Raw genomic sequence first — 23,194 nt, 5'->3', positions numbered from 1 at the left:
GAAGACCCCATGGCAGACCCGATCATCCGCGTCAAAGACCTCAAAAAGATCTACCGTGTCGGCGAAATTGAAGTACCCGCCCTGCGCGGCGTCTCGCTCGATATCCAGCCAGGGGAGTTCGTCAGCGTCGTCGGCCCCTCCGGTTCCGGCAAATCCACCCTGTTCCACATCCTCGGCGGGCTGGCTTCCCCCACCTCCGGTACCGTCGTCATCGGCGGGGAAGACCTCTCGGCCATCACCGATCGCGAACGCACGCGCCTGCGCCGCACCAAGGTCGGTTTCGTGTTCCAGCGCTACAATCTGCTGCCCACCCTTACCGCCATGGGGAACATCGAGATGGCGCGCTACTTCGGCGGCCACTCCGGCCCGCTGGACGGCGATTTCGTCGAACTGCTGAAGACCCTCGGCATCCACCACCGCCTGCATCACAAGCCCCGGGCCTTGTCCGGCGGCGAGCAGCAGCGCGTGGCCATCGCCCGCGCCCTGGTGAACCACCCCACCATCCTGCTGGCGGACGAACCCACCGGCAATCTCGACACCGAGAACTCGGTCAAGGTGCTTGACGTCCTGCGCGACCTCAACAGCCGCCTGGGCCAGACCATCCTCATGATCACGCATAATCCCGAAGCCGCCGCCTACGGTCACCGCACCGTGCTGATGCGCGACGGGCGCATCGTCGGCGAAAGCTAGAGTCAGGAATCGCGCCATGACGCGGCTGAAGGGGAAAGTGGGCGCCCTGCTGGGGCTCGCCGTTTTCCTGGTGCATGCCGTCAGCCCCGTAGCCGGCTCAGGCGACTCCCGCTGGAACGTCTTCCAGGCCCTCAGCCTCATCCGCCATGGCGACCTCGACCTCGATGAGTACCAGCCGCGCCTGCAGGCCAGCCGCTACTACGCCATCACCCGCCCCGACGGACACTACCGCACCATCTACCCCACGGGCACCGCGCTGCTCGCCGTGCCGGCCGTCGCCGGACTGGAAACGGCCCTCCGCGGCTTCCACTTCGCGCTCGAGCCCCTGGCCGCCCGCATCCAGTCGCCCCCACTGGCCGCCCTGCTGCGCGGCGACCTGGAGAACTCCTCCGTCGCCGTCGAGATCCTGATTGCCAGCCTGTGGATCGCGCTGGCGACGGTCATCCTCTATTCCATCGCCCTGCACTTCGCCAGCCTGGGTACGGCCCTCGCCATCGCTCTCATCTTTGCTTTCGCGTCCCCCGCCTGGTCAACCGGCTCCCGGGCTCTCGGCATGCAGGCCGCCGACATGCTGCTGCTCTCCGCCGCGATCCTTGCTGCCGTCCACGCGGAACGCAAACCCGCTCTCTGGGCCGTGGCCGGGGCCCTGCTTAGCTTTGCCTTCTTTACGCGCCCCACCAACGCCATTCCCGCAGCCGTCTTCGCGATCTGGGCCATTACCCGCGGCCGCCGGCCGTTCCTTCTGCTGGTGGCTGCAGCCGCGCCGGTCGCTCTGCTCTTCGCGCTGCGAAATTACAGCATCTATGGGTCGCTGCTTGAGCCCTACTACCGGCCTACCGGAGCTCCGCAGGGCGCCCTAGGCGTACACGGCAACCTGGCCGCCGCCCTATTGGGCCACCTGGCCAGTCCCGCTCGCGGCCTTTTTGTCTACGCGCCCATCCTGCTGGCTGCCCTGCCCGGCTTCTTCCTCTGGTGGCGCCAACCGGAACGGCGTCCCCTCGCCGCGGCCATGGCCGCCATCGCCTGCCTGCACTACCTGCTCATTTCCTCTTTCTCCGTCTGGTGGGGCGGCTACTGCAACGGCCCCCGCCTGTTCTCGGATGTGCTGCCGGTTTTCATGGTGCTGCTGATCCCGGTTTTCGACGCCTGGCGCCAATACAAGCCGGCCTTGCGAGTGTTACTGGTGCTGGGGATTGCGGGCGGAATCTGGTGCAATGGCTGGTCGGCCTGGAACCAGGGGCCCGCCAGTTGGAATACCGTTCCCAACCGGATCGACGCGCACACAGAGCGGGTGTGGGACTGGTCGGATCCGCCCTTCCTGCGCGGCCTGCCCGGCCGTACCTGAGTCCTGCCGGGCCAGTACCCCCCAAGGTACAGTACGGTCCTACCGAAAAATGGTCCCCCGGTTGGATCGACGTAACGGCGCCTACACGCCAAACTTACTTCAGAGAAAGTTTTTCTCCTCCTCCAAAACTCAGCCGGTTACCCACCTCCTCCGGGTAACCGGTTTTCTTTTTGCAGGATCAGACGCCCGCGGCTTCGCGCTCCATGAAGTAGTAGGCGATCATGTGGCACGCCACCATGTGGCCATCCTCAATGCGGCCCATGTGCTGTTCGGCGACGTTGATCTGGAGCTTGGACAACCGCCCCAACTGGCCGCCATCCCGGCCTGTCAAGCCGATGGTGGTGAGGCCTGCCTCGTTGGCATACTCCGCCGCCCGCAGCACGTTCGGCGAGTTGCCGCTGCCGCTGATGCAGATCAGCACATCGCCGGGACGCGCAAAGTTCCGCAACTGCTCCACGAACACACACTCGTAACTGACGTCGTTGGAGTAGGCCGTGATCGTGTGCAGGTTGTCATTCAGGCTGAGAATCCGGAACCGCCGCGGCCGGCCGTAACTGCTGCCCTTCACCATGTCGCACACAAAGTGCGAGGCCGTGGCCGCGCTGCCGCCGTTGCCGCACACAAACACCTGGCGATCCTCATCGCGCGCGGCTCTCAACACCGCGATCGCCTCTTCCACACGGTCCAGCGGCAGGGAGTCCAGCGCCTTCAGCAACTGGGCTTTGTAGGTCGAACTGAAGTCCGTCATGTCGTGATTCCCTCCATCCGGCGCGCCAGCTCCAGGGCGCCCCACAGCACGCTGTCATCGCCCAGCGCGGCCGGAACCACATTGCGCCGCGCTTTCGACCAAGCCGTCATCTGCCGGTTGAGCTCGGCCCGCAAGGGCACGAACAGAGCGTCACCGGCCTTACTAATGCCTCCGCCAATTACGATCGCGGCCGGATTCAGCAGCATCAGCGCCGCCTTCAGGCCGCGAGCCAGGTCCACCACATACTTCCGCACAAACTCCGGATCGGCCAGCATCTCCTTCGCCGTGCGGCCGTAGTCGCGCTCCATCCACAACCCGCAACACATGCGCTCAAAGCAGCCGTTCGAGCCGCACAGGCAATCCGGCCCGTCGGGCCGCACGTTCATGTGCCCGATCTCGCCCGCATACGAATCGGCTCCACGGTAGACATCCTCACCCGTGAGAATCCCGCCGCCGATGCCCGTCGACAACGTCATGTAGAACAGCGGCCGCAACCCCTTCCCAGCGCCGAAAACACCTTCGCCCAGGGCGCCCACGTTGGCGTCATTGTCCATCCATACCGGTGCGCCGAAGCGTTCCTTCAGCCACTGCGGCAAATCGAAGTCCTGCCAGCCGCCGACATGCGTGGAAAGCACCACCTGCTGCGTCTCGAAATTCACCGGACCGCCGAAGCCCACGCCAATCGCCTGGAATCCGCCGTCGCCGCGCCACTCGTCTCCAAGGGAGCCGATCTTCGCCAGCATCCAGTCCCGGCCGCCCTCGCGGTCCGTCGCCATGGACACGCGCTGCACCATGCGGCCCCCCTCAAACAGGGCCATTGTGAACTTCGTTCCACCAATGTCGATGGCCAGAATACTCATTCGCTCCACTCCCGTTCCGCCCTCAGAATCTCATCGGGCGAGGCGCAACGCGCGCCTGGCTTCATCATGCACACAGCGGCAGCCAGCAGCGCAAAACGCACCGCGTCGGGCGCCTCGGCTCCGGCGGCCAGCGCCAGTGCGGCTGCCGCTGAAAAGGTCTCGCGAGCGCCATGCGGATCCAGCGGATTCTCCGGTACTCGCTCCGGCACGGTCTGCCTCGCAGACCCGTCGTCGATCTCAACCCCGCCCTGCCCGTCCGGCCGGACATTCAGTGGTGATGCCGCATCAGCCCGGATCTGCTGCAACTGCCGCGGCGTCTCCAGCCACAGCAGCGGACACTGTGCAGCCAGCGCTTTCCAGGCGTCGCCCGCAATACCAGCGGTCAGTCCGCCCAGCACCGCCGGCTGGTGCTCCACCGCGATGACACAGTCGTGTCCCGGGGCCATTGCCTGCAACGCGGCCAGAAACTCAGCCGCCACCGGTTCCGGCTGTTGGAAGCGCGCCGCCTCCACCCGCCCCAGGTCCTCGGCGTCACTTCGTGTATTGAGGAACCGCGTCAGGGCAGCAGTGGGGCCAGGCCCCGTGATCAGATGCGCGGCGGAGACGCCCGCCAGTTCCAGCGCCCGGCGCAAGTCCAGGGCGGTGCCATCGTCGCCTGTCACCCCCAGCAGCGTCACCTGGGCTCCTAACGCAGCCACCACCGCGGCCGTCAACCCGCAGCCGCCGGCAGCCGTCTCCGTAGCGACGACCACGGTGGATTCCAGGCCGGTCTCGGGCGATGTCGAGCGGAGATAGGGATCATGCCGGGACCAACGGTCCAGCCACAGGTCCCCGGCCACGAGGATTCTCAGTGTCTGCGTCCGGTTCAGGATTGCGCGTGCGTTCACAAACTCACCACGTCCGGCGGGCGTGCCAGGCGCCCGGGCACCCTGCTAGAGCCAGTATTCCCACTGTCCGGTGCGCAACACATAGGCGCACAGGCAGCCGTTGGTCACGGCATGGCAAAGCATCAGGTCGCCCAGCCGCTTCGTTCGGACCATCCACCAGTTGTACGCCACGCCGGCCAGCAATCCGACGTCCCAGTAAGGACCGTGCTCCAGTGCGAACAGCACGGCCACCACCCAGAAGCTGGAGAACAAGTACTTCCCCATGGGCACTTCGTCGAACCTGGGGTCGATCAGCCACCGCATCAGCCAGCCGCGCCAGAACAATTCCTCCACGATGGGAACGATCAGTGTGGCGCGCAACACGCGCATCGCCAGCGAGAGGTTATCGGTCAGCGCGTCGGAGGGCAGGCTGGTCTTCAACTCGCCCATGATGGAGTTCTGGAACAGCCAGTGCGAACGCCAACCCGGCACCAGAACATCCGGCGCCACCCACAGCACGAACACACCAACCCCCACCAGCGTACTCAGCACCCATTGCGAAGGCCGGAACTCCAGCACCTTCCGGCTCAAGAAGAAGATCGCCGCCGAGCACACCACCAGCCAGATGGCCAGGTTGGCGCGAATGGGCAGGTTCAACCGCGGCAGCAGCACGAGCAGCGCCATGAAGACCCCGAAGGGTCCCACGTAGGCTAGAAATTGAGGCGAGAGGGAATTCCGGCCCGCCATCAACCAACCTTAGCCAGCAGCTCTCGAATCTTGCTTTCCTCGTCCTTGGCCGGCTTGAGCGAGAGAGCCGTCTGCAGGCTCTGTTTGGCGGCAGCTTTGTTGCCCTTCTGGAACAGGGCCACACCCATGTGGTGGTGATAGGTGGGGTTCTTCGGCTGCTTGTTGGTCAGGTCCTTGAGAATCGTGATGGCGTTGTCGTTGAGCTGCTTCTTGATGTAGATCCAGGCCATCGTATCCGCCACGTCCTCGTTGTTCGGCATCTTCGATTTCGCGCGCTGCGCATAGGTCAGCGCCTGGTCGAGATCCTTGCCGTCCTCGGCATACATGAACGCCAGGTTGTTCAGAGCGATCGGATTGTCGGGCTCCACCTTCACCACGGCTTCATACAACGGCAGCGACTCGCGCTTCATCCCAGCCAGGTCCAGCGTCATCGCCAACTGCAGATTCGCATTGGGATTCGTGGGGGACAGTTGCTGGCCGCGTTTCAGCACCTCAATGGAAGCCTGGATCTGCCCCTTCTTCCGCAGTGTCTCCCCCAGCCGCATGTACAGCTCAGGGTTCTTCGGATCCTTGTCGACCAACTGCCGGTACTCGCTCTCGGCCACGTCACCCTGGCCGATTCGCAGGGCCGTATTCGCCACCGCCAGCCGCAGTTCCTTGTTGTCGGGAGTCTTCGCCAGTTCCTCCTGCAGGAACTTCAGCGCATCGGTCTGGCGATTGGTGCGGATCATCACTTCGGCGATCGCGAACGTCAGCCGCGGATCCGAGGGGAACCGCGTGCGCAGCGCGCGGAAACTGTTCTCCGCTTCCTTCAGGTGTCCGTCGATGAAGTCGATCACCGCAACCTGGAACTGCAGGTCCGGCGAATCCGGCTTCTCTTTGAGGTACACCGCCGCGTCCGTGCGCGCCTGGGCAAGATTGCCGCTGTTCGTCAGGGCATTGATGCGAATCACGCGAGCCGGGACGTTGGCCGGATCAGACTTCAACGCGTCATCCGCTTCGCCAATCGCCTTGCCGAAGTCGCGCTTCACCAGATACACCTGGCCCAGTCCGATATGTGAGGCCACAAACGTCGGCGCCAGCTTGATCGCTTCCAGATACTGCACCCGCGCGGCGTCCAGGTCGCCCCGGTTGTGATAGGCGCGAGCCAGGTTGTACCGCACCACCGCATTGCTCGGGGTACGGCTCAACAAGGTCTGCAGATCGTTGATCGCCGCCTGCTGCTTCTCCTTGCCGCCATACTGCAGTTGCAGCGAGGCGCGCAGCGTCAGGGCGTCGTTGCTCTTCGGATCTTCGCTCAGCGCTTCTTCCACAATCGACAGCGCTTCCTGCGGCTTGCCCTGCGCCACCTTCACCTGCGCCGTGCGCAGGCGGAAGCTCGTCTTCTCACTGGAGAACTTCTTGGCCGAGTCGGTATAAATGCCAATGGCGCGGTCCAGTTCGCGCAGCCGGACGAAGAAATCGCCCACCTTGCGCATCACCCCCGCGTCGTTGCCATTGTCCGCAATCACCTTCTGGATCACCTGCTCGGACTGATCCTTGCGCTGCATGGCGCGGTAAAAACCCGCCTGCTGCAGCTTGAACTCCACCACCGTCGGGTTGTTGGCGACCTTCTTCACGACAATCGCTTCCGCTTCCGCCGGCTTCTGCCTGCGCAGATACTGCAACGCCAGGAAGTCGTAGACCGGGATGTAATGCGGAGTGTCCTGGACAATCTTCAGCGCAACCTGTTCGGCGTCCACCCACTGGCTGTCCTGATTCAGGACCTGGGCCAGCGCAAACAGCAGTTCCGGCTGCTTCGGACGCACGGCGTCCGCCTTCCGGAAGTACTCAATCGCCTCGGTCGCCTTGCCGTCACTGACGGCCATGAAGCCCTTCAGCCGCAATCCGTGATAGGAGTTCGGGTCCTTCTTCAGCAGGGTTTCGGTGAGATCGCGCACCTCCCCCAACAGCGGGCTGTTGCGATCCTTCTGCATGGAATAGGCAGCCAGGTAGATGTCAGCCAGCTTACCCGCCGCATCCTCGGAGTTCGGCAGCAGTTCCACCGCCCGGCGGTAAGCGCCCACAGCCGCACGCACGTCTCCGCGGCGCAGTTCGGCATCCCCCAATTGCGAATAGGCCTCGCCAAACTTGGGGTCACGCCGGATGGCATTTCGATACATCAGCGCAGCTTCTTTATACTTGCTCTGCGCCATGTATTTGTTGCCATTTTCCAGATAACGCCGCTTAACCTTTTCCGGATCACGCATGCAGCCGCCAAGGCTGAGCAGCGCAACCAGCAGAGCAAGGAATTGCAGGACGGGACGACTATGTTTCATGGCAGTTTCCACCGAGTAAGAATCAGGACCTCCGAGTGTCCTCAACTAGTTGAGCATACACGAAAAGAGAGCGCAATACAGTGGGGCCGAGCTGGGCATAAACGGAGAATATAGGGCGAGTACCAGGGGTTGGATGAGACCTATCCGATGCTCTGAATCTGCCGTCCCAGGCCGCTCAATCAGCCCTGCCGCCTGACGTACTAGCCCGCCACTTGGCCAGGCCGGCCGCTCAAATGTAGGCCCCCTCACCCACTACCGCAGCGCCGCCACCAGCGCATTGGTCTGCCGCAGCAACTCCATCTGCGCCAACTCCAGCAGATAGGAACTGTCGTAGAGCGCCAGCCACCGCTCCTGCTCCTGAAATCGAGCTTCGTCAATCTGCTTCATTGACGCTTTCCCCTCTTCCATTTGCGCCAGCAAAACCGATACCTGCTGCCGCGCCAGCTCCAGATCCAGCTTCGCCACCTCGCGCCCCATCTCCGCATCCCGGATCTTCATCCACGCACGCCGCGTGTTGGCCTCCACCCGGCCGCGTAAATCATTGATCTGGAAACGAATTCGCCTCGACTCGATCTCCGCCTGCGCGGCCCGCGCTTCGTCCGCCGTGCTCGCAAACACCGGAATCTGCAGCGAGATACCCAACTGCCCGTTATTCCGCTGAAACTTGTTGAAGTAGTCTTCATAGTGGTTGAACTTGGCGAACAGCCCATACTGCGCCACCAAGTCCACTTTGGGCATCCGATTCGCCCGGAAGCTCCGCACTTCCAGGTTCTTCGCCGCCAGATCCGCTTCCATGCGCCGGATCTCGCGGTTGTCGCTCAATGCCTCCGCCACCGACGTCGATTCGTCCGGAGGCAGCTCCACCGCCGTCCGCTCCTCCGGAGCCGGAGTGATCGCATCCCCCGGATGCAAAGCCAACACCAGCGCCAGGCTCTGCGACGCCGCATCCCGCGCAGTCTGCAGGCTCTGTAGCCGCTGCCGTGCCTTCAACAGGTTCAAAGCCGCCCGCCTCGACTCGATCGGCAGCTCCTTGCCTTCCTCTACCCTCAGCCGGATCGCCGCTTCCACCCGCCGCAAATGCTCAATCTGCCGCTCCGCAATCTCCGTCTCCTTGGCGGCCTTCTCCAGGTCCAGAAACAAAGTGGCCGTCCGCAGCGCAATCTCTTCCCTCATCGCCGCCACCCCCAGCGCCGCGCTGCGGGCGCTTTCCCGGGCCGACGCCACCTGGTACCCCTGTACGGCGTTGTAGATGTTCCGCACCGCCTTGGCCTGCATCACCGACGGCGAGGCGCCTTCAATGCTCATCGGCATGCCGCTGGAATAGGCCAGGCCGCTGCCGACAAACACACGGGGCAGCATCGGCTCCTTCACCGCCTGGATCTCATAGGCGGCCTTCTGCTCGTCCAGCCGCGCCAACACCAGGTCCGGGCTCTGCTTCAGGGCCAGTTCCACTGCCTGCTTTAAGGTGAACGTGCGAGGCTCCGCCAATACCGCACAGGCCAGAATCAGGAGGAGAAAGACAGTGCGCATAGATAGGTTCCCTTCGTAGCGTACCGCGCCACGGAATAGGCATTGGACGCAGCCACCTTCTGGTAGAGGTACAGTCGCCCGCCAGTCCGTTCAGCCGATCAGGTCGCGAACGGTCTTCAGGAAGAGATCCAGCGACACCGGCTTCTGCAGGCACTCGTGGGCGCCCGCCCGCCTGGCCTCGCGCCGGATCTGCTCGTCCCAATTGTGGGCCAGCGTCACCAGCCGCACGTGCGGCAATTCGTCCGACAGCTCGTGAATCTGGTCCAGGGCGTCCAGCGTGGGCGCAACCGCGTCCACCACCAGCAGATCCACCGGTTTCTGCCGGCAGCGCGCTACCGCTTCGCTTGCTTCCGTGGCCAGCGCCACCGTGTACCCGCCCACCTCCAGCGCATCGCGCAGCAAGGCGCTGACCGCCGGATCCCCCTCCAGCAGCAGCACCGACCGCGGCCGGATCGGGGTCGACAGCACCTCCTTGATCCGCTCTCCTAAACTCCTGGAATGGAAGGGCTTAGCCAGAAACTCCAGGCCAGGATCCAGGACACCGTGCTGCACAATCGCATTCTGCGTATAGCCCGACATGAACAGCACCCGCATCTTCCGGCAAATCGGAGCCAGCGCCTCTGAGAGCTGCCGCCCCCCCATGTTCGGCATCACCACGTCGGTCACCAGCAGATCCAACAGCTCACCCAGAATCCGCCCGATCCGCAGCGCCTGCTCGCCATTGGCCGCCTCGTGCACCGTGTAGCCAAGCTCCTTCAGCACCCGTACGGCAAACTCCCGCACACCGGGATCATCCTCCACCAGCAGAATCGTCTCGCTGCCGCTCAACGAGGTCACCGCCGGCTTCTCGTCCCCCACCCGCGCCATCGCCGTCGCTGCCGGCAAATAGACCTTGAAAGTACTGCCCACCCCCAGTTCGCTGTAGACACCGATGTGCCCGCCGCTTTGCTTCACGATGCCGAACGCCGTCGACAGCCCCAACCCTGTACCCTTCCCGGCCGGCTTGGTCGTGAAGAACGGCTCGAAGATGCGAGCTTGCGTCTTCGCGTCCATTCCGTGCCCCGTGTCGCTGACGGCCAGCATGGCGTGCCGGCCCGGCTTCACGCCCAGGTGGCTGCCCACGTAAGCCTCGTCCAGTTCCACGTCCTGCAACTCGATCGTCACCAGCCCGCCCGCAGGCATGGCATCGCTGGCATTGATCACCAGGTTCATCAGAACCTGCTCCAATTGGTGCGGATCGGCCTCCACTTCGCACAGCTCCGGATTGAGCCGCGTCTCCAGTTGGATGTCCTCGCGCAGCAGCCGTGTCAGCAGCGGCCGCATGCCCTGCACCACACTGTTCATATTCAGGATGCGCGGCTGCAACACCTGTTTGCGGCCAAATGCCAGCAGTTGCTGGGTCAGCGCCGCCGCCCGCTCGCCGGCCGACGCCACCTGGGCCAGGTGCGGCCTGATCGGATGATCGTCCTCCAGGCCCATCAGGCTCAAATTCGCATAGCCCCCGATCACCGTCAGCAAATTATTGAAATCATGGGCGATCCCGCCCGCCAGTTGCCCAATCGCCTCCATCTTCTGCGATTGCCGCAACTGCTCCTCCAGCTTCTGCCTCGATGTCACGTCGATCGACATCACCAGCCGCGCCGGATGCCCATCAAACAGAAGCGAGTGCGACCGGATGTCGACATGCATCTGCGACCCATCCTTGCGCTGATGCCGCCAATGCCTGTCCGGATTGTCCGACCAGTTCAGCCGCTCGGTGCCCGACTCCAGGTTGTTGATGCGCTCGATCAGCAGCGGAACATCCTCCGGCGGCCGGATGTCCTTGATGGTCATGGACAGGAATTCAGTGCGGCTGTAGCCGTAATCGTCGATCGCCGCCTGGTTCACGGCCAGGAACTCCAGCGTCACTTCGTCGTAAACCCATAAGGGCACAGGACTGCGCTCGAATATCAGCCGGTAATGCAGGTCGGTCCGTTTGTGATCAGTCAGGTCTACATAAGTCGCCAGCGCACCAATCGTCTGGCCGCCCGGACCGCGCACCAGCCCCGAACACGTGTCAATGACCTTCTCCGTCCCATCCGCCGCGCGGATCGCGATCTCTTCATGGACCACCGGCTCGCCCGTGAGAACTGTCCGCATCACAGGCCAATCCTGGGCAGCATAGGGCTTTCCGTTCGGGAATTCGCCAGACCGCGCCGCGATCTCCTCCTCCAGCGTCGGCGGAATCGGGCGTCCCATGATCCGCTCCACGGCCGGATTCCACAGCGACAGCCGACGCGAGGGCAAGTCCGTCAACATCACACCCACGGGCAGTTGGTCCACAATCGACCGTAACCGGGCGTGCTCCGTCGCCAGTTGCTCCATGACGCCGGCCCGCTCACTGATATCGATCATGCAACCCGTCAGGACGGCTCCAAAACCGTTGTTGCCTTTGTGCAGGCGGCCCCGGTCGCGCACCCAGCGCATACCCTTCGGGGTAACCACCCTGAAATCCTGCTGATACGGCTCGCCAGTGCGAGCGGCGTGCTCCAGCGAGTGCGACACCCTTGCCCGGTCTTCGGCATGCACGTGCCCCAGGTGCACGGTGACGGGGCACTCCTGCAGGTCAACGGGTAGTTCCAGCAGCCGGGACGCTCGTTCGTCCCGCCTGGCCATGCCGGTCCCCGGCTCAATGCGCCAAACGCCGATCTCCGAGGCCCACAGCGCGTCACCATACCGCTCCTCGATATCCCGCAACCGGGCTTCCTGCCCCATTCGCTCCGAGATATCGCGGACAATCTTGGCCGCGCCGATTACCGTGCCATCGTCCCCCAGGACCGGCGAAATGGACAGCGAAACCTGCACCAGGTCGCCGTTTTTTCGCATGCGGACCGTCTCAAAATGCTGGATTCGTTCACCGCGCCGGATCCGCTCCAGGATCGCCGGCATCTCCCCCTGGCGGTCCGGCGGCAGGATCCGCGCAATCGGCTGCCCGATCATCTCTTCCGCGGTGTATCCGAAAATCAATTCCGCGGCCCGGTTCCAACTGGTGACCAGCCCGTCCAGGTTTTTGCTGATGATTGCGTCGTCCGAGGACTCAATAATGGATGCAAGGTAGGCGCTTGAGATAGGCATGGCTCAATCCCCGGCCAAGCCCGGCGTCCGAAGCACCGACTTGACCGGCTACCGCTGAAGGCAGCCACCCGGTGTACTGTCGGAGGCTGAACAACATTGTAGATCACCCTGCCCCAGCCTACACCGGGTACTGTACCGAATTATAAAGATTTCCTAATCCGAGCCGGATTATTCGTATCGGAGTGCTTCCGTGGGGTTCAATCGCGACGCCCGGTTGGCGGGTAGAATCCCAAAGATAATGCCCACCACGAACGAAACCCCAAAGGCTACCACTATGGAAAGAGTGGAGATAGGGATGTAAACCTCGTCCTGCAGCAGATTCGCCGCCACCGGCACCGCCACCCCGGCCATAATCCCCAGGATGCCGCCGCCGACGCTGATGAGGATCGCTTCCAGCAGGAATTGCAGCAGCACGGCCCGCCGCGAGGCGCCCAGCGACATCCGTACCCCGATCTCCCTGGTCCGTTCCGTCACCGTCACCAGCATGATATTCATGATCCCGATACCCGAGATCAGCAGCGCAATGGCGCTCACCAGCACCAGCACCAGCGTCAGCACGGTGGCCACCGTACTGGCCGTCTCCAGGATCGCCGTCAGGTTCTGCACCGTATACCGCGCCCCCTGCCTGTGCCGCGAAGCCAGCAGTTCCGCCAGCACCTGCGTCGCCGCCGGCACGTCTTCCGCCACCCGCACTTGCAGATACATCGGATCCACGCGCTCCACCGGCTCGAAAAACCGCTGCACTGTGAAGGGAATCAACGCCGCGCCGTTGTCACCCAGCTCCGACTGCCCAAACGTCGAAGTGCGCTCCTTGAACACGCCAATGATCGTGAACTGCAAACCATGGATCTTGATCACCTGTCCGACGGAATTGCTGGTCGACCCGAACAGGGTAATGGCCAGCTTGTTGTCCAGCATGGCCACCTTCTGGCGCAGCGCGATGTCGGAAGGGTCGAAGAACCGGCCGTTGCGCGTAACCAGTTGCAGGTTCCTGACTTGCGCGTAAAACTCATCAGTCCCAATCACGCGCACGTCGCGCTCGTGTCCGTCGATCACCAGGCGGTCGGTCGCATTCGTGACAGCCGAGGCGGCCACTATCCGCGAACCCAGCTCCCGCCGGGCAGCCTCGACATCAGCCAGCTTCACGAAGTCGGCGTCGGCCTTGGCCGTGTCCTGCGTGCCCGCATCGTAATAGGCGGAGATGAGATTGGAACCAATCCCGCGGATCTTGTCCAGAATCAAGTCGCGGCTGGTGATCGAAATGGTCACCACCAGGATCACGCTCGCGTTCCCAATCAGCAGGCCCAGGGCGGTGAGCAGGGTCCGCACCCGGTTCGCCTGCAAAGCCTGATAGCTGAAGCGGAAAGCCTCGTAAAGGAACTGCAGGGACGGCATCAGATTCCAGTTTGCCACGAGACGCGCGGGCCGGTCCGCACGCCGCGCATCAGTCGGCTGTAACGCGCTTCAGCAGGCGCCGGGCATCTTCCCGCGAAGGATCTTCCGGAGACAGCGGAGCCTGCAGGTACTCATTCAGAAGCTTGCGCGCGACGTCCAGATTCCGGTTCGTGTCGATGTAAGCCTCCGCCCTGGCATAAAGGACCCGCTTTGAGTTCGGGTCTACCTTGGCGGCCTGCTGGAAAATGGTCTCGCTCTCGCCATACTTGCCGCGCCGCGCCAGGAAGCGAGCCAGGTCGATCACCCGCCCCACCTGCTTCGGAGCCAAGTCCACGGCCTTCCGCAATTGGCCCTCTGCCAGGTCGTACTGCTTCCGGCGTTGCGCGATCTGCGCCAGGGCAAAATGGTACTCGGCCGGGTCATTCGTCCGGATCTGTTCGGCCAGCGTCATGGCTTTGTCCATGCCGCCGCCCAGGAACCCGGGCGCTTCCAGGTAGTAGGAGAACAGGTCGTTGACGGCTTCGACGTCCCTGGGGTTCAGCGCAACGGCCTTCTCAAAGAACTGCCGCGCCTTCGACGCATAGCCAGGCGCCATGAACGGATTGGCGGTCTCGGCCCTGCGGCCCCAGGCCCGGCCCAGCCAGTTCACATACACCGACTTCGACGGCTCGGCCTGAACAGCCTTCTCGAAGTATTCGATAGACCGCTTGAAGTCGCCCAACTGGTAAGACGATTTGCCCGCCAGTTCCCAACCGGCGGCCGACTTGCCCTCGGAAGACTTGTTCAGTACCTCCAAGGCGGCTTGGTAATCAGTGTGGTCGTACAGCTTTTGCGCGCGGTCGACATCCGAGGCGACGGCACACAGACTCAGTAGCAGGCTGACAATGAACACCCTCACGGCTCTTCCCCGTTCCGACGACTCCCAATTATACCGTGGCTTTTATGCCACGGTGGAACCTCGATTTCATCGTGTTCCAACCCATTGGACGCAGAAACCGCAGATTTGGTGACAAGAGATGTGCACGTTTTTGAAACAGTGTTCATCCCGCTGATTCCATTGAATATTTCTCTGCTCCAGCTCTTCGCCGCCGTCCGCAGGAGGCTATCTTTGGTGCCTGGCTACCCGGACGGGGGTTGTTACCATTCGAACCCAATCGCCCTGCTCCCCTCGCCCGCCCCTTCGCCCCAGCCTGGCAGCCGTAAGAAAAAGATTGCGCGCACCAGCATTGTCTTTAGAAGATATCCAAGATGCCACTGCCGCGCTGCACCCTGCTCGAGTATGAAAGCCTTTTCACAAACCGGCACCTGATCCACGGGGCGGTGCACCATTGGGCGGCGGAAAAACCAGACGCGACGGCCCTCATCAACGCCACTCGCGACACCAGCATCACCTGGGCTGAGTTCTCAGCGGACATCCTCTCGCTGGCGGCTGAACTGCTGCGCCGCGGCTATCGCAAAGGCGACTATCTCGCCACTTCCCTGCCCCTGCTCAACGATCACGTCATCCTGGAATACGCCTGCTTCCAGATCGGCGTCATCCACGTCCCCCTGGACCTGCGCCTCTCCCCCGCCGAAGTGGCACGTTCCCTCGAGATCGTCCAGCCGCGCCAGCACATCACCTCCGCGGCAGCGCTCTCAGAGATGCTCGAAGCCGGCCGCCGCAACACGTCCGACGTCACCTGGCCCGAGGTCCGTCCCGCGGACGGTGCCCAGGTCATCTTCACCACCGGCTCCACCGGCCGGCCCAAAGCCGCCCTCCTCACCCACGGCAGCATCACCGCCCAGAACTACTGCCTCGGGGCCGCCTTCGAGTTCGGCAACTCCCACGTCCTCATCAACCTGCCCGCCTCGCACGTCGGAGGCCAGGCCGAACTGCTGATGAGCACCTTCTTCTGGGGCGGCACCGCCGTCACGCTCGAAATCTTCGATCCCGGCAAATCCCTCGAAGCAATCGAGACCTATCAGGTCCGCCTGCTGGGCCAGATCCCCGCCATGTTCATGATGGAGTGGCGGCATTCCGATTACGCCAAACGCGACCTCTCCAGCCTCGAAATCGTCGTCTACGGCGGCCAGGCCGTCCCGCCTGCGTTCCTCCAGAAGCTCAAAACCATGGCGCCGCGCATCGCCACCGGGCTCGGCCTGACCGAAGCATCGGGATTCTGTACCTACACCGAACCCACCGGCGACATGGACGCCCTTGCGGTCAGCATCGGGCACGGCATGCCGATTTACCCCATGACCATCCGTGCAGCCATGCACTCCAGCGGTGCCGCCGGAGCCGAACTGCCCCAGGGCTCCATCGGCCATGTCTGCTTCCAGGGCCCCCAGACCTTCGCCGGTTATGTGAACGACCCCGAGGCCACCAGCCGCGCCATCGCCACCGAAGGCATCCTCTATACCGGCGACATGGGTTTCCTTGATACCGACGGCCTCCACTTCTCCGGCCGCGCCAAATGGGTGATCAAACCCGCCGGCTACACCGTCTTCCCCGGGGATGTGGAAAACCACATCGCCCAACTGTCCGATAAGGTGGCCGCCGTGGGCGTTGTCGGCGTCGAACACCCCATTTGGGTGGAAGCCATCATCGCCTTTGTGGAAAAACGCCCCGGCGTCGAGCTCACCGACGTCGAATTGAAGAAGCACGCGCGGTCCCTGACCTCCTACATGCGCCCCCTCCACTACGTCGTCGTGGAGCCCGGCCAACTGCCCCTGAATCGTGTTGCGAAGATCGACACTCTCCGCCTGCAGGACCTCGCCGCCGAGGAGGTGCGACAATTGAAATCGCGAGGTCGTTGGGGTTCTGACGAAGAGAGTCAAGAATCGACCGTGAAAGTGGGATAATCGCAACATGCAACGAGCCCAATGGGTGGAGCAGCGCAAGAACGACGAGATCCGGACGCAAATGCACTACGCGCGCCGGGGCGTAATCACCGAGGAGATGCAGTACGTCGCCCGGAGAGAGCAGTTGTCCCCGGAGACCGTCCGTGATGAGGTCGCGCGCGGGCGGATGATCATCCCCGCCAACATCAACCACCTGAGCCTGGAGCCGATGGCCATCGGCGTCGCGGCCAAGTGCAAGATCAACTCCAACATCGGCAACTCGGCGACAACGTCCGACATCTCCGGCGAACTCGAGAAACTTACCGCCTCCGTCAAGTACGGCGCCGACACGGTAATGGACCTCTCTACCGGCGGCGACATTCCCGCCATCCGCCAAGCCATCATCCAGGCTTCGCCCGTACCGATCGGCACCGTGCCCATCTACGAAGCCCTCAGCCGCGTGCGCCGCATCGAGGACCTGAACGCCGCCGTCATGCTCGAAGTCATTGAGGAGCAGGCCGAGCAGGGTGTGGATTACATGACCATCCACGCCGGGGTCCTGGTCCAGCACATCCCGCTCACCACCAAACGCGTCTGTGGCATCGTCAGCCGCGGCGGGTCCATCCTCGCCGAATGGATGGTCAAGAACCACAAGCAGAACTTCCTCTACGAGAACTTTGAAGCCATCTGCAAGATCTTCCAGAAGCACGACGTCAGCTTCTCGCTGGGTGATGGCCTGCGCCCCGGCGCCCTGGCCGACGCCAGCGACGAAGCGCAGTTCGCCGAACTCAAGACCCTGGGCGAACTCACCCGTATCGCCTGGAACTACGACGTCCAGGTCATGATCGAGGGTCCCGGACACATTCCGATGGACCAGATCCAGATGCAGGTGGAGAAGGAAAAGGAGCTCTGCTACGAAGCTCCGTTCTACACCCTCGGCCCGCTGGTGACCGACTTCGCTCCGGGCTACGACCACATCACCAGCGCCATCGGCGCCGCCATGATCGGCTGGTACGGCGCGTCCATGCTCTGCTACGTCACGCCCAAGGAACACCTCGGCCTGCCGAATAAGGAAGACGTGAAGGCCGGCCTCATCGCCTATAAGATCGCCGCCCACGCCGCCGACATCGCCCGCCATCGCCCCGGCGCCCGCGACCGCGACGACGAACTCTCCCGCGCCCGCTACCGCTTCGACTGGAAACGGCAGTTCGAACTCTCGCTCGATCCCGAAACGGCCCAGGCCTATCACGACGAGACCCTGCCCGAAGACGGCTTCAAGGACGCCCACTTCTGCTCCATGTGCGGGCCGAAGTTCTGCGCCTACAACATCTCCTCCAAGGTGGAAGACTTCACCGCCGAAGAGGCGCAATCCGTACTCGACGGCAAGAAGAACGACGACCTCGTCAACATCGCCGGAGACTGAATATCCCCACGGGCGCCGGGATCATCCTGGCGCCCGCGTTTCCCTCCCACCATGCCCCCGTCCGTCACCCCCGATGACCGAGTCCTGGTGCTCTGCCTGCAGGACACCGCCCCCCTCCGCGATCTGGCGAAAGCTTACGCATTAGTAGGGATGGGCACGGCCGAACAGGTCCAGGCCGCCCGCCGCGCACTGGCTGACCTCACCAACGTCATGTTCGTCCAGGGCAACCGCGAGGAAATCCCCTGGCAGGACCGCTGGTTCACCCTCATCCTCGTCGACGGCGATCCGGAGCCCACCCAGGCCATGACCCGCGTCCTGGCCGAAGGCGGCCGCATCGTCTCCATCTCCTGACATTTCGCCGCTGGACAGCACCTGCCCGCGTGCCTACACTGATGAAGGCATTGATCCGTTCATCCCAACAAGGCGTGTCGGCGGCATCGCTCCGCCGGGAGGTGAGTCCATATGGCAACCAGACCCAGAGGTTGGAACCGCAGGCAATGGATGGCGACGGCGGCGGCAAGCACCGCTGTGACAGCTCAGGCGGATGCCGCCGTAATGGCTGACCCCGCCCAACCCGGCAAGCTCTACGAAGCCCTGGGCGTCCGGCCCTTCATCAACGCGCGCGGCACCTTCACCATCCTGACGGGCTCCCAGTCGCTGCCCGAGGTGAAGCAGGCCATGCTCGAGGCCTCACGCCACTACGTCCACCTCGATGAATTGATGGACGCCGTCGGACTCCGCATCGCGGAACTGACCAAGGCGGAATGGGGCATCGTCACCGCCGGCTGCGCCGCCGCCATCACCCACGCCACCTCCGCCTGCATCGCCGGCATGGATCCGGAGAAGATGCAGCGCCTGCCCAAACTCGATGGCCTCAAAGACCAGGTCGTCATGCCGCGTTACGCGCGCAATGAATACGACCACGCCGCCCGCATGCTGGGCGTCACCATGGTCGAGGTGGAGACGGAAGAACAACTCCAGGCAGCGCTCGGCCCACGGACCGCGATGGTCCTCATCCTCAGTTGTCCCGCCGCCGAGAAGGGCCCCCTCACCATCCCGGTCATCTGCCGCATCGCCCGCGAAAAGAACGTGCCGGTCCTGGTCGACGCCGCGGCCGAGACCATGACGATCCCCAACATCCATCTCAACCACGGCGCGACCATGGTGGCTTACAGCGGCGGCAAGTGCATGCGCGGACCCCAGGCCGCCGGCCTCCTGCTGGGTCCCAAAGACCTGCTGCAGGCCGCGTGGCTCAACAGCGCTCCGCATCACGCTTTCGGCCGGTCCCTCAAAGTCGGCAAGGAAGAGATCATGGGCATGCTCGCCGCCCTGGAAGCCTGGGTCCGCCGCGACCACGATGCCGAATGGAAACAGTGGGAAGGCTGGCTCGAGACCATCCGCAAAGAGGCCAGCCAGGTGGATGGCATCACCTCCGAGATCCTCCAGCCCGAGGATCTCTCCAACCACGCCCCGCGCCTGCGGCTGAAATGGGATGCGGAGAAGGTCGGCATCACCGGCCAGGAGGTCGCCAAGGCGCTCGACCGCGGCCAGCCGCGCATCATCGTCGCGGGCTCCACCGGAGAACGGCCCTCTCGCCTGGCCAGTTCGGTCACCATCATGCCCTACATGATGAATCCCGAAGACGCGCCCATCGTCGCCCAGGCGCTGCACGCCGCACTCGCCCATCCGCCGAAGGTCGAGCCCGCGCCAGCCGCCACCGCCGCCCCCTCGGCGGTCGCCGGCCGTTGGACCGTCAACCTCCAGTTCTTCCGCGGCGACGCCACCCACGAGCTCATCCTCGAGCAGGATGGCGCCAGGCTCGCGGGGACGCACAAGACCACCTGGATGAGCAATCCCCTGCGCGGCGAGGTGACCGGAGCAGCCGTACAATTCCGCAGCGCCCATCGCTACGAAGGTACCGTCCTCAACTATGTTTTCGAAGGCAAGCTGGAAGGCGAAACGCTCCGCGGTGAAGTGCGCATGGGGGAATACGGTACCGCCCGCTGGACCGCCAGCCGAGTGAAACCGGCTTAGGCCGAGCTTATTCCGGAGGCCGGCCCAGTACGTCGCGAACGGTGTCCAGCATGGCCGCCTGCGACAGCGGCTTGGGCAGCACCGCGTTGGCGCCCAGCAGTTCCGCCATTTTCAGGAATTGCCCGAAAAACGCCCCCGAGATGGCGATGATCCGCAGTTGAGGGAAGGCCTTGCGAGCCAGCCGGATCGTCTCGATCCCTTCCTGGTCGGGCATGACGAGGTCGGTGATCAGGACATCCGCCGGTTCGGCTTCGAGCTCGCGCATCGCGGCCCGTCCATCGGCCGCTTCCCGCACAACATAGCCGGCGTCTTCCAGCACGCTCCGCATGTAGAGCCGCACCGCTGCTTCGTCATCCGCCACCAGCACCCGGCAGCCGCCAGGTCCCAACTCTTCCCGCACCGTACAGGCCAGTTCCTCGGGCGAGAACGGCTTCCGCAGGTAACGGCCTCCGGTGCCCTTCACCGACGCACCCGACGAGTCCGGGTCGCTATACCCGGACATGAACACAACCTTCAGAGCCGGAATCGAAGCCCGCAGCTCACGGGCCAGCGTACCGCCATCCGCCCCTGGCATCATGAGGTCCGTCAGCAGCAGATCGACCTTCCAGTCCTGAGCCTCGGCCTTGTGCAGCGCCTGCTCTGCATTGCAGGCTTCAGTGACGCGATAACCCAGACCGCGCAGCACTTCCGATGCGAACGCCAGGACCTCTTCCTGGTCTTCGGCAATCAAGACGCTCTGCCCGCCGCCCACCGGCAGCTTCGACTCCAGGCTTTCCGGCATGACACCATCGCCCTGGTCATCCTCCGCGCAAGGCAGGTAAACATCGAAGCACGAGCCGCGGCCCACTTCACTGCTCACCCGGATGTCGCCCCCGCTCTGGCCCACAATCCCATACGCCGTGGAAAGCCCCAGGCCGCTGCCCTCACCCAAGCCTTTTGTCGTGAAGAAAGGCTCGAACAGATGCCCCAGCACCTCCTCGTTCATGCCGTTGCCGGAATCGGAGACGCGCAGCAGGATATACTCGCCCGGCTCCAGCTTGTTCGCCGAGCCCGCCGGCGCCTTCGCAAACGTCTCGTTCCGCGTCGCCAGGGTGATCCGCCCGCCCGAAGGCATCGCATCGCGCGCGTTCAGGGCCAGGTTCAGGAGCACCTGCTCCATCTGGCCCGGATCGGCCAGTGTGACATCGTGCGCGGCGCGCAGATCCAGCGCTAACTGGATGTCGTCGCCCACCAGTTCCACCAGCATGGGCTCCAGCCCCTTGACCAGCGAATGCAACCCCACCGGACGCGACCGCATCACCTGCCGCCGCCCAAATGCCAGGAGCTGCCGGGTGCGCTCCGCCGCCCGCTCGCTCGCTTTCACCACTTCCTGCAGATACCGCGGCAGCACCGTGTCGCCCGCCGGCGCATTGGCCAGGGCCAGCCTCGAATAGCCGCTGATCACCGTCAACAGGTTGTTGAAATCGTGCGCCACACCGCCCGCCAGGCGGCCTACGGCCTCCAGTTTCTGCGACTGCCGGTACTGCTCTTCCAGCGCCAGCCGGTCAGTGAGATCGCGGCCGATTGCCGCCACCCCCGTCGGCTCGCCCCGCGCATCGAATAGGGGCGTATTGTCCCATTCGAACAGCCGCCGCTTGCCGTCCCGGCACTGCACTTCATTGCGGCCCGTCCGCGCCCCTTCCGCACCGTGGAGCACACCTTCCAGTCGCGCGCGTGTCACTCGGCGCACAGCCTCCGGCACGAACTCCTGGTACCAGTCCAGTCCCGTAATCTCCTCACGGCCGCAACCCAGCAGCTTCGCCAGATACTCGTTACAGAATTGGATCCGCCCGTCGCAATCGAGGATCAGGGCCGCCACATTGGCCGACTCCAGCAATTCCCTGAACCGCCGCTCCGACTCACGCAACGCGCCTTCCGCCTCCATGCGCTGCGTCAGGTCCTGCGCCAGCACCGCCAGTTGCCCGGGCGAAGGCCGGAACGCGCTGAGTTCCAGCGTGGCCTGGTGGCGCGTGGAATAGTGGATCGTCTGCCGCTCTTCCCCTGTCTCGACCACGTTCAGCAGGATGCCATAGGTGGTGCGGTCGAAATGCGGCAGGACTTCCAGCAATGTACGCCCCAGCACCTCCTGCAGCGGCACGCGCAGCATCGCTTCCATCACCGGGTTGCATTGCACCCAGCGCAGCATCGGCTCGCCCGTGGCGGCATCCGTGAAGGCATCGAACAACCCGAAGCCGGCCGGCATTTTCTGGAATAACTGCCGGTATTGCCGCTCGCTGTGCAGCTTCTCCCGCTCGGCCCGCAGCCGGTCGAGTTCCGCCGAAGCGCGTGCCCCGAAGTGCTCAAATAGTGCGGCCGAATAGCCGGTCGCCTGCATCGGCTCCGTGCCCAGCACGGACAGCAGGCCCAGCGTCTCGCCGGAGGACGACCGCAGCGCCAACCCGAGGTAGCTCTCCACCGACATCTGCGTCAGCATCGAGTCCGCCGGAAAGAGCCGCGCGACCCCGCTGGGAAAGACGCACAGGCCCTTGTTTACCACTTCTTCGCAAGGTGTACCGGCCAAGTCGTAGTCGACATCCGTGCTTACCCGGCCATCCACCGCATACGCGATCGACCGGACCCGTGGAACCGGCCCCGGCTGCAGCTCGCTCACCAGGCAGTAGCGCATGTGCAGCGCCTCGGACAATCGCACCGCAAGCCGTTCAAAATACTGCTTACCCGTCAGTGAGGAAACGGTGTCGAGCACGGCCAGCAGCGCCGCTTCCGCATCGCCTGAGCGCACCACCGGGCTCAGCCAGCCGCACACCCGCCGCGGTCTTCCGTCCGCATCCGCCTCCATAATCCGGCCCCGGCTCACCACCCAGAAGAAATCGCCGCCCGCCTGCCGCATCCTGAATTCCTGGTGCAACTCCAGAATGCCTACACCGGCAGAGCGATCCATCGTTTCAATCAGGCGCGGCATGTCGTCCGGATGCACCAGACCTGAGTGGCTAAACTCGGTGGTCGTCATCCGCCAACCGCCCTCAGCGTCCACCACGCCAATCGTGGGATCGGGCCACAGCAGTTCCCGGATCTTCGGGCTGAAAAAGACCTGTCCGGCGCCCCGGTCTACATCCCAGTAGCCTTCGCCGGAGGCTTCCAGCAGGTGCCTCCACCGCGCGGATTCATCGGAAAGTGGGGATGCGGAGCCGGCCGGGTCGTTTTGCATGGGGCAGTACCAGTGTCTGGGCTGAATCCGGGCGCTTACCTCGAACTACATTAGCCCACAGGAGATTCGTATTGCAATTGCACGTCAGAACCGGCAAAG

General features: G+C 63.9%; 16 protein-coding genes. 6 read left to right on the top strand and 10 right to left on the bottom strand.

Annotated elements, in window-relative coordinates; all coding sequences use genetic code 11:
* Positions 1–9: 9 nt before the first annotated feature.
* Together ACR9Y2_RS22165 and ACR9Y2_RS22160 are read left to right on the top strand one after the other, a co-directional pair.
* The gene (locus ACR9Y2_RS22165) at positions 10–690 is read left to right on the top strand and encodes an ABC transporter ATP-binding protein (protein WP_435043841.1); all 681 of its coding nucleotides are present in this window, start codon (positions 10–12) and stop codon (positions 688–690) included.
* A gap of 16 nt (positions 691–706) precedes the next feature.
* Positions 707–2,035: a hypothetical protein gene (locus tag ACR9Y2_RS22160; RefSeq protein ID WP_435043840.1), complete on the top strand. Its 1,329-nt coding sequence runs from the start codon at positions 707–709 to the stop codon at positions 2,033–2,035.
* A 178-nt stretch (positions 2,036–2,213) separates the two neighbouring features.
* On the opposite strand, the gene ACR9Y2_RS22155 is transcribed toward ACR9Y2_RS22160, so the two are convergent.
* From ACR9Y2_RS22155 to ACR9Y2_RS22115, 9 genes are all read right to left on the bottom strand, one after another.
* The gene (locus tag ACR9Y2_RS22155; RefSeq protein WP_435043839.1) at positions 2,214–2,783 is read right to left on the bottom strand and encodes a D-sedoheptulose-7-phosphate isomerase; all 570 of its coding nucleotides are present in this window, start codon (positions 2,781–2,783) and stop codon (positions 2,214–2,216) included.
* Positions 2,780–3,643, bottom strand: a complete 864-nt coding sequence (locus ACR9Y2_RS22150; RefSeq protein ID WP_435043838.1) for an ROK family protein — start codon at positions 3,641–3,643, stop codon at positions 2,780–2,782. The genes ACR9Y2_RS22155 and ACR9Y2_RS22150 overlap by 4 nt, the downstream gene beginning before the upstream one ends.
* Positions 3,640–4,530 carry a hypothetical protein gene (locus tag ACR9Y2_RS22145; RefSeq protein ID WP_435043837.1) on the bottom strand — a complete coding sequence of 297 codons (891 nt, stop codon included), beginning with the start codon at positions 4,528–4,530 and terminating at the stop codon, positions 3,640–3,642. The genes ACR9Y2_RS22150 and ACR9Y2_RS22145 overlap by 4 nt, the downstream gene beginning before the upstream one ends.
* A 45-nt stretch (positions 4,531–4,575) precedes the next feature.
* Positions 4,576–5,256 carry a CAAX prenyl protease-related protein gene (locus tag ACR9Y2_RS22140; protein WP_435043836.1) on the bottom strand — a complete coding sequence of 227 codons (681 nt, stop codon included), beginning with the start codon at positions 5,254–5,256 and terminating at the stop codon, positions 4,576–4,578.
* On the bottom strand, positions 5,256–7,574 hold the full coding sequence (locus ACR9Y2_RS22135; protein WP_435043835.1) for a tetratricopeptide repeat protein: 2,319 nt from the start codon (positions 7,572–7,574) through the stop codon (positions 5,256–5,258). The genes ACR9Y2_RS22140 and ACR9Y2_RS22135 overlap by 1 nt, the downstream gene beginning before the upstream one ends.
* A gap of 252 nt (positions 7,575–7,826) precedes the next feature.
* Positions 7,827–9,104, bottom strand: a complete 1,278-nt coding sequence (locus ACR9Y2_RS22130) for a TolC family protein (RefSeq protein WP_435043834.1) — start codon at positions 9,102–9,104, stop codon at positions 7,827–7,829.
* Between the two features lie 90 nt (positions 9,105–9,194).
* Complete coding sequence (locus ACR9Y2_RS22125; RefSeq protein WP_435043833.1) at positions 9,195–12,218, bottom strand: PAS domain S-box protein; 3,024 nt, start codon at positions 12,216–12,218, stop codon at positions 9,195–9,197.
* Between the two features lie 168 nt (positions 12,219–12,386).
* On the bottom strand, positions 12,387–13,613 hold the full coding sequence (locus ACR9Y2_RS22120; protein WP_435043832.1) for an ABC transporter permease: 1,227 nt from the start codon (positions 13,611–13,613) through the stop codon (positions 12,387–12,389).
* A gap of 49 nt (positions 13,614–13,662) precedes the next feature.
* Positions 13,663–14,511, bottom strand: coding sequence for a tetratricopeptide repeat protein (locus ACR9Y2_RS22115; protein ID WP_435043831.1), 849 nt, complete (start codon positions 14,509–14,511; stop codon positions 13,663–13,665).
* A gap of 350 nt (positions 14,512–14,861) precedes the next feature.
* Between ACR9Y2_RS22115 and ACR9Y2_RS22110 the strand changes: the two genes are divergently transcribed.
* The 4 genes from ACR9Y2_RS22110 to ACR9Y2_RS22095 all read left to right on the top strand — a co-directional run bounded on the left by ACR9Y2_RS22110 (position 14,862) and on the right by ACR9Y2_RS22095 (position 19,890).
* The gene (locus ACR9Y2_RS22110; protein ID WP_435043830.1) at positions 14,862–16,454 is read left to right on the top strand and encodes a class I adenylate-forming enzyme family protein; all 1,593 of its coding nucleotides are present in this window, start codon (positions 14,862–14,864) and stop codon (positions 16,452–16,454) included.
* Positions 16,455–16,461: 7 nt separating this feature from the next.
* Entirely contained in the window at positions 16,462–17,856 is a 1,395-nt protein-coding gene (thiC, locus tag ACR9Y2_RS22105) for a phosphomethylpyrimidine synthase ThiC (protein ID WP_435043829.1), read from the top strand.
* 51 nt (positions 17,857–17,907) lie between these two features.
* The gene (locus ACR9Y2_RS22100; protein WP_435043828.1) at positions 17,908–18,207 is read left to right on the top strand and encodes a hypothetical protein; all 300 of its coding nucleotides are present in this window, start codon (positions 17,908–17,910) and stop codon (positions 18,205–18,207) included.
* Between the two features lie 111 nt (positions 18,208–18,318).
* A complete protein-coding gene (locus tag ACR9Y2_RS22095) occupies positions 18,319–19,890 on the top strand; it encodes an aminotransferase class V-fold PLP-dependent enzyme (protein WP_435043827.1) in 1,572 nt (523 codons plus the stop codon).
* Between the two features lie 7 nt (positions 19,891–19,897).
* Here ACR9Y2_RS22095 and ACR9Y2_RS22090 read toward each other — a convergent pair whose 3' ends face one another.
* The gene (locus tag ACR9Y2_RS22090; protein ID WP_435043826.1) at positions 19,898–23,095 is read right to left on the bottom strand and encodes a response regulator; all 3,198 of its coding nucleotides are present in this window, start codon (positions 23,093–23,095) and stop codon (positions 19,898–19,900) included.
* Positions 23,096–23,194: the final 99 nt, after the last annotated feature.

It is taken from the genome of Paludibaculum fermentans, assembly GCF_051172195.1.
In the GTDB taxonomy this organism is placed as follows: Bacteria; Acidobacteriota; Terriglobia; order Bryobacterales; family Bryobacteraceae; genus Paludibaculum; species Paludibaculum fermentans_A.
The sequence above is the reverse complement of the archived record's forward strand: the minus strand, read 5'-3'. Positions and strand labels throughout refer to the sequence as shown.

Bases quoted from the DNA above. Each gene is read 5' to 3' on its own strand.
- thiC (WP_435043829.1), top strand. From the start codon at position 16,462: ATGCAACGAGCCCAATGGGTGGAGCAGCGCAAGAACGACGAGATCCGG.
- ACR9Y2_RS22160 (WP_435043840.1), top strand. From the start codon at position 707: ATGACGCGGCTGAAGGGGAAAGTGGGCGCCCTGCTGGGGCTCGCCGTT.
- ACR9Y2_RS22130 (WP_435043834.1), bottom strand. From the start codon at position 9,104: ATGCGCACTGTCTTTCTCCTCCTGATTCTGGCCTGTGCGGTATTGGCG.
- ACR9Y2_RS22150 (WP_435043838.1), bottom strand. From the start codon at position 3,643: ATGAGTATTCTGGCCATCGACATTGGTGGAACGAAGTTCACAATGGCC.
- ACR9Y2_RS22135 (WP_435043835.1), bottom strand. From the start codon at position 7,574: ATGAAACATAGTCGTCCCGTCCTGCAATTCCTTGCTCTGCTGGTTGCG.
- ACR9Y2_RS22125 (WP_435043833.1), bottom strand. From the start codon at position 12,218: ATGCCTATCTCAAGCGCCTACCTTGCATCCATTATTGAGTCCTCGGAC.
- ACR9Y2_RS22165 (WP_435043841.1), top strand. From the start codon at position 10: ATGGCAGACCCGATCATCCGCGTCAAAGACCTCAAAAAGATCTACCGT.
- ACR9Y2_RS22100 (WP_435043828.1), top strand. From the start codon at position 17,908: ATGCCCCCGTCCGTCACCCCCGATGACCGAGTCCTGGTGCTCTGCCTG.
- ACR9Y2_RS22120 (WP_435043832.1), bottom strand. From the start codon at position 13,613: ATGCCGTCCCTGCAGTTCCTTTACGAGGCTTTCCGCTTCAGCTATCAG.
- ACR9Y2_RS22090 (WP_435043826.1), bottom strand. From the start codon at position 23,095: ATGCAAAACGACCCGGCCGGCTCCGCATCCCCACTTTCCGATGAATCC.
- ACR9Y2_RS22140 (WP_435043836.1), bottom strand. From the start codon at position 5,256: ATGGCGGGCCGGAATTCCCTCTCGCCTCAATTTCTAGCCTACGTGGGA.
- ACR9Y2_RS22155 (WP_435043839.1), bottom strand. From the start codon at position 2,783: ATGACGGACTTCAGTTCGACCTACAAAGCCCAGTTGCTGAAGGCGCTG.
- ACR9Y2_RS22110 (WP_435043830.1), top strand. From the start codon at position 14,862: ATGCCACTGCCGCGCTGCACCCTGCTCGAGTATGAAAGCCTTTTCACA.
- ACR9Y2_RS22095 (WP_435043827.1), top strand. From the start codon at position 18,319: ATGGCAACCAGACCCAGAGGTTGGAACCGCAGGCAATGGATGGCGACG.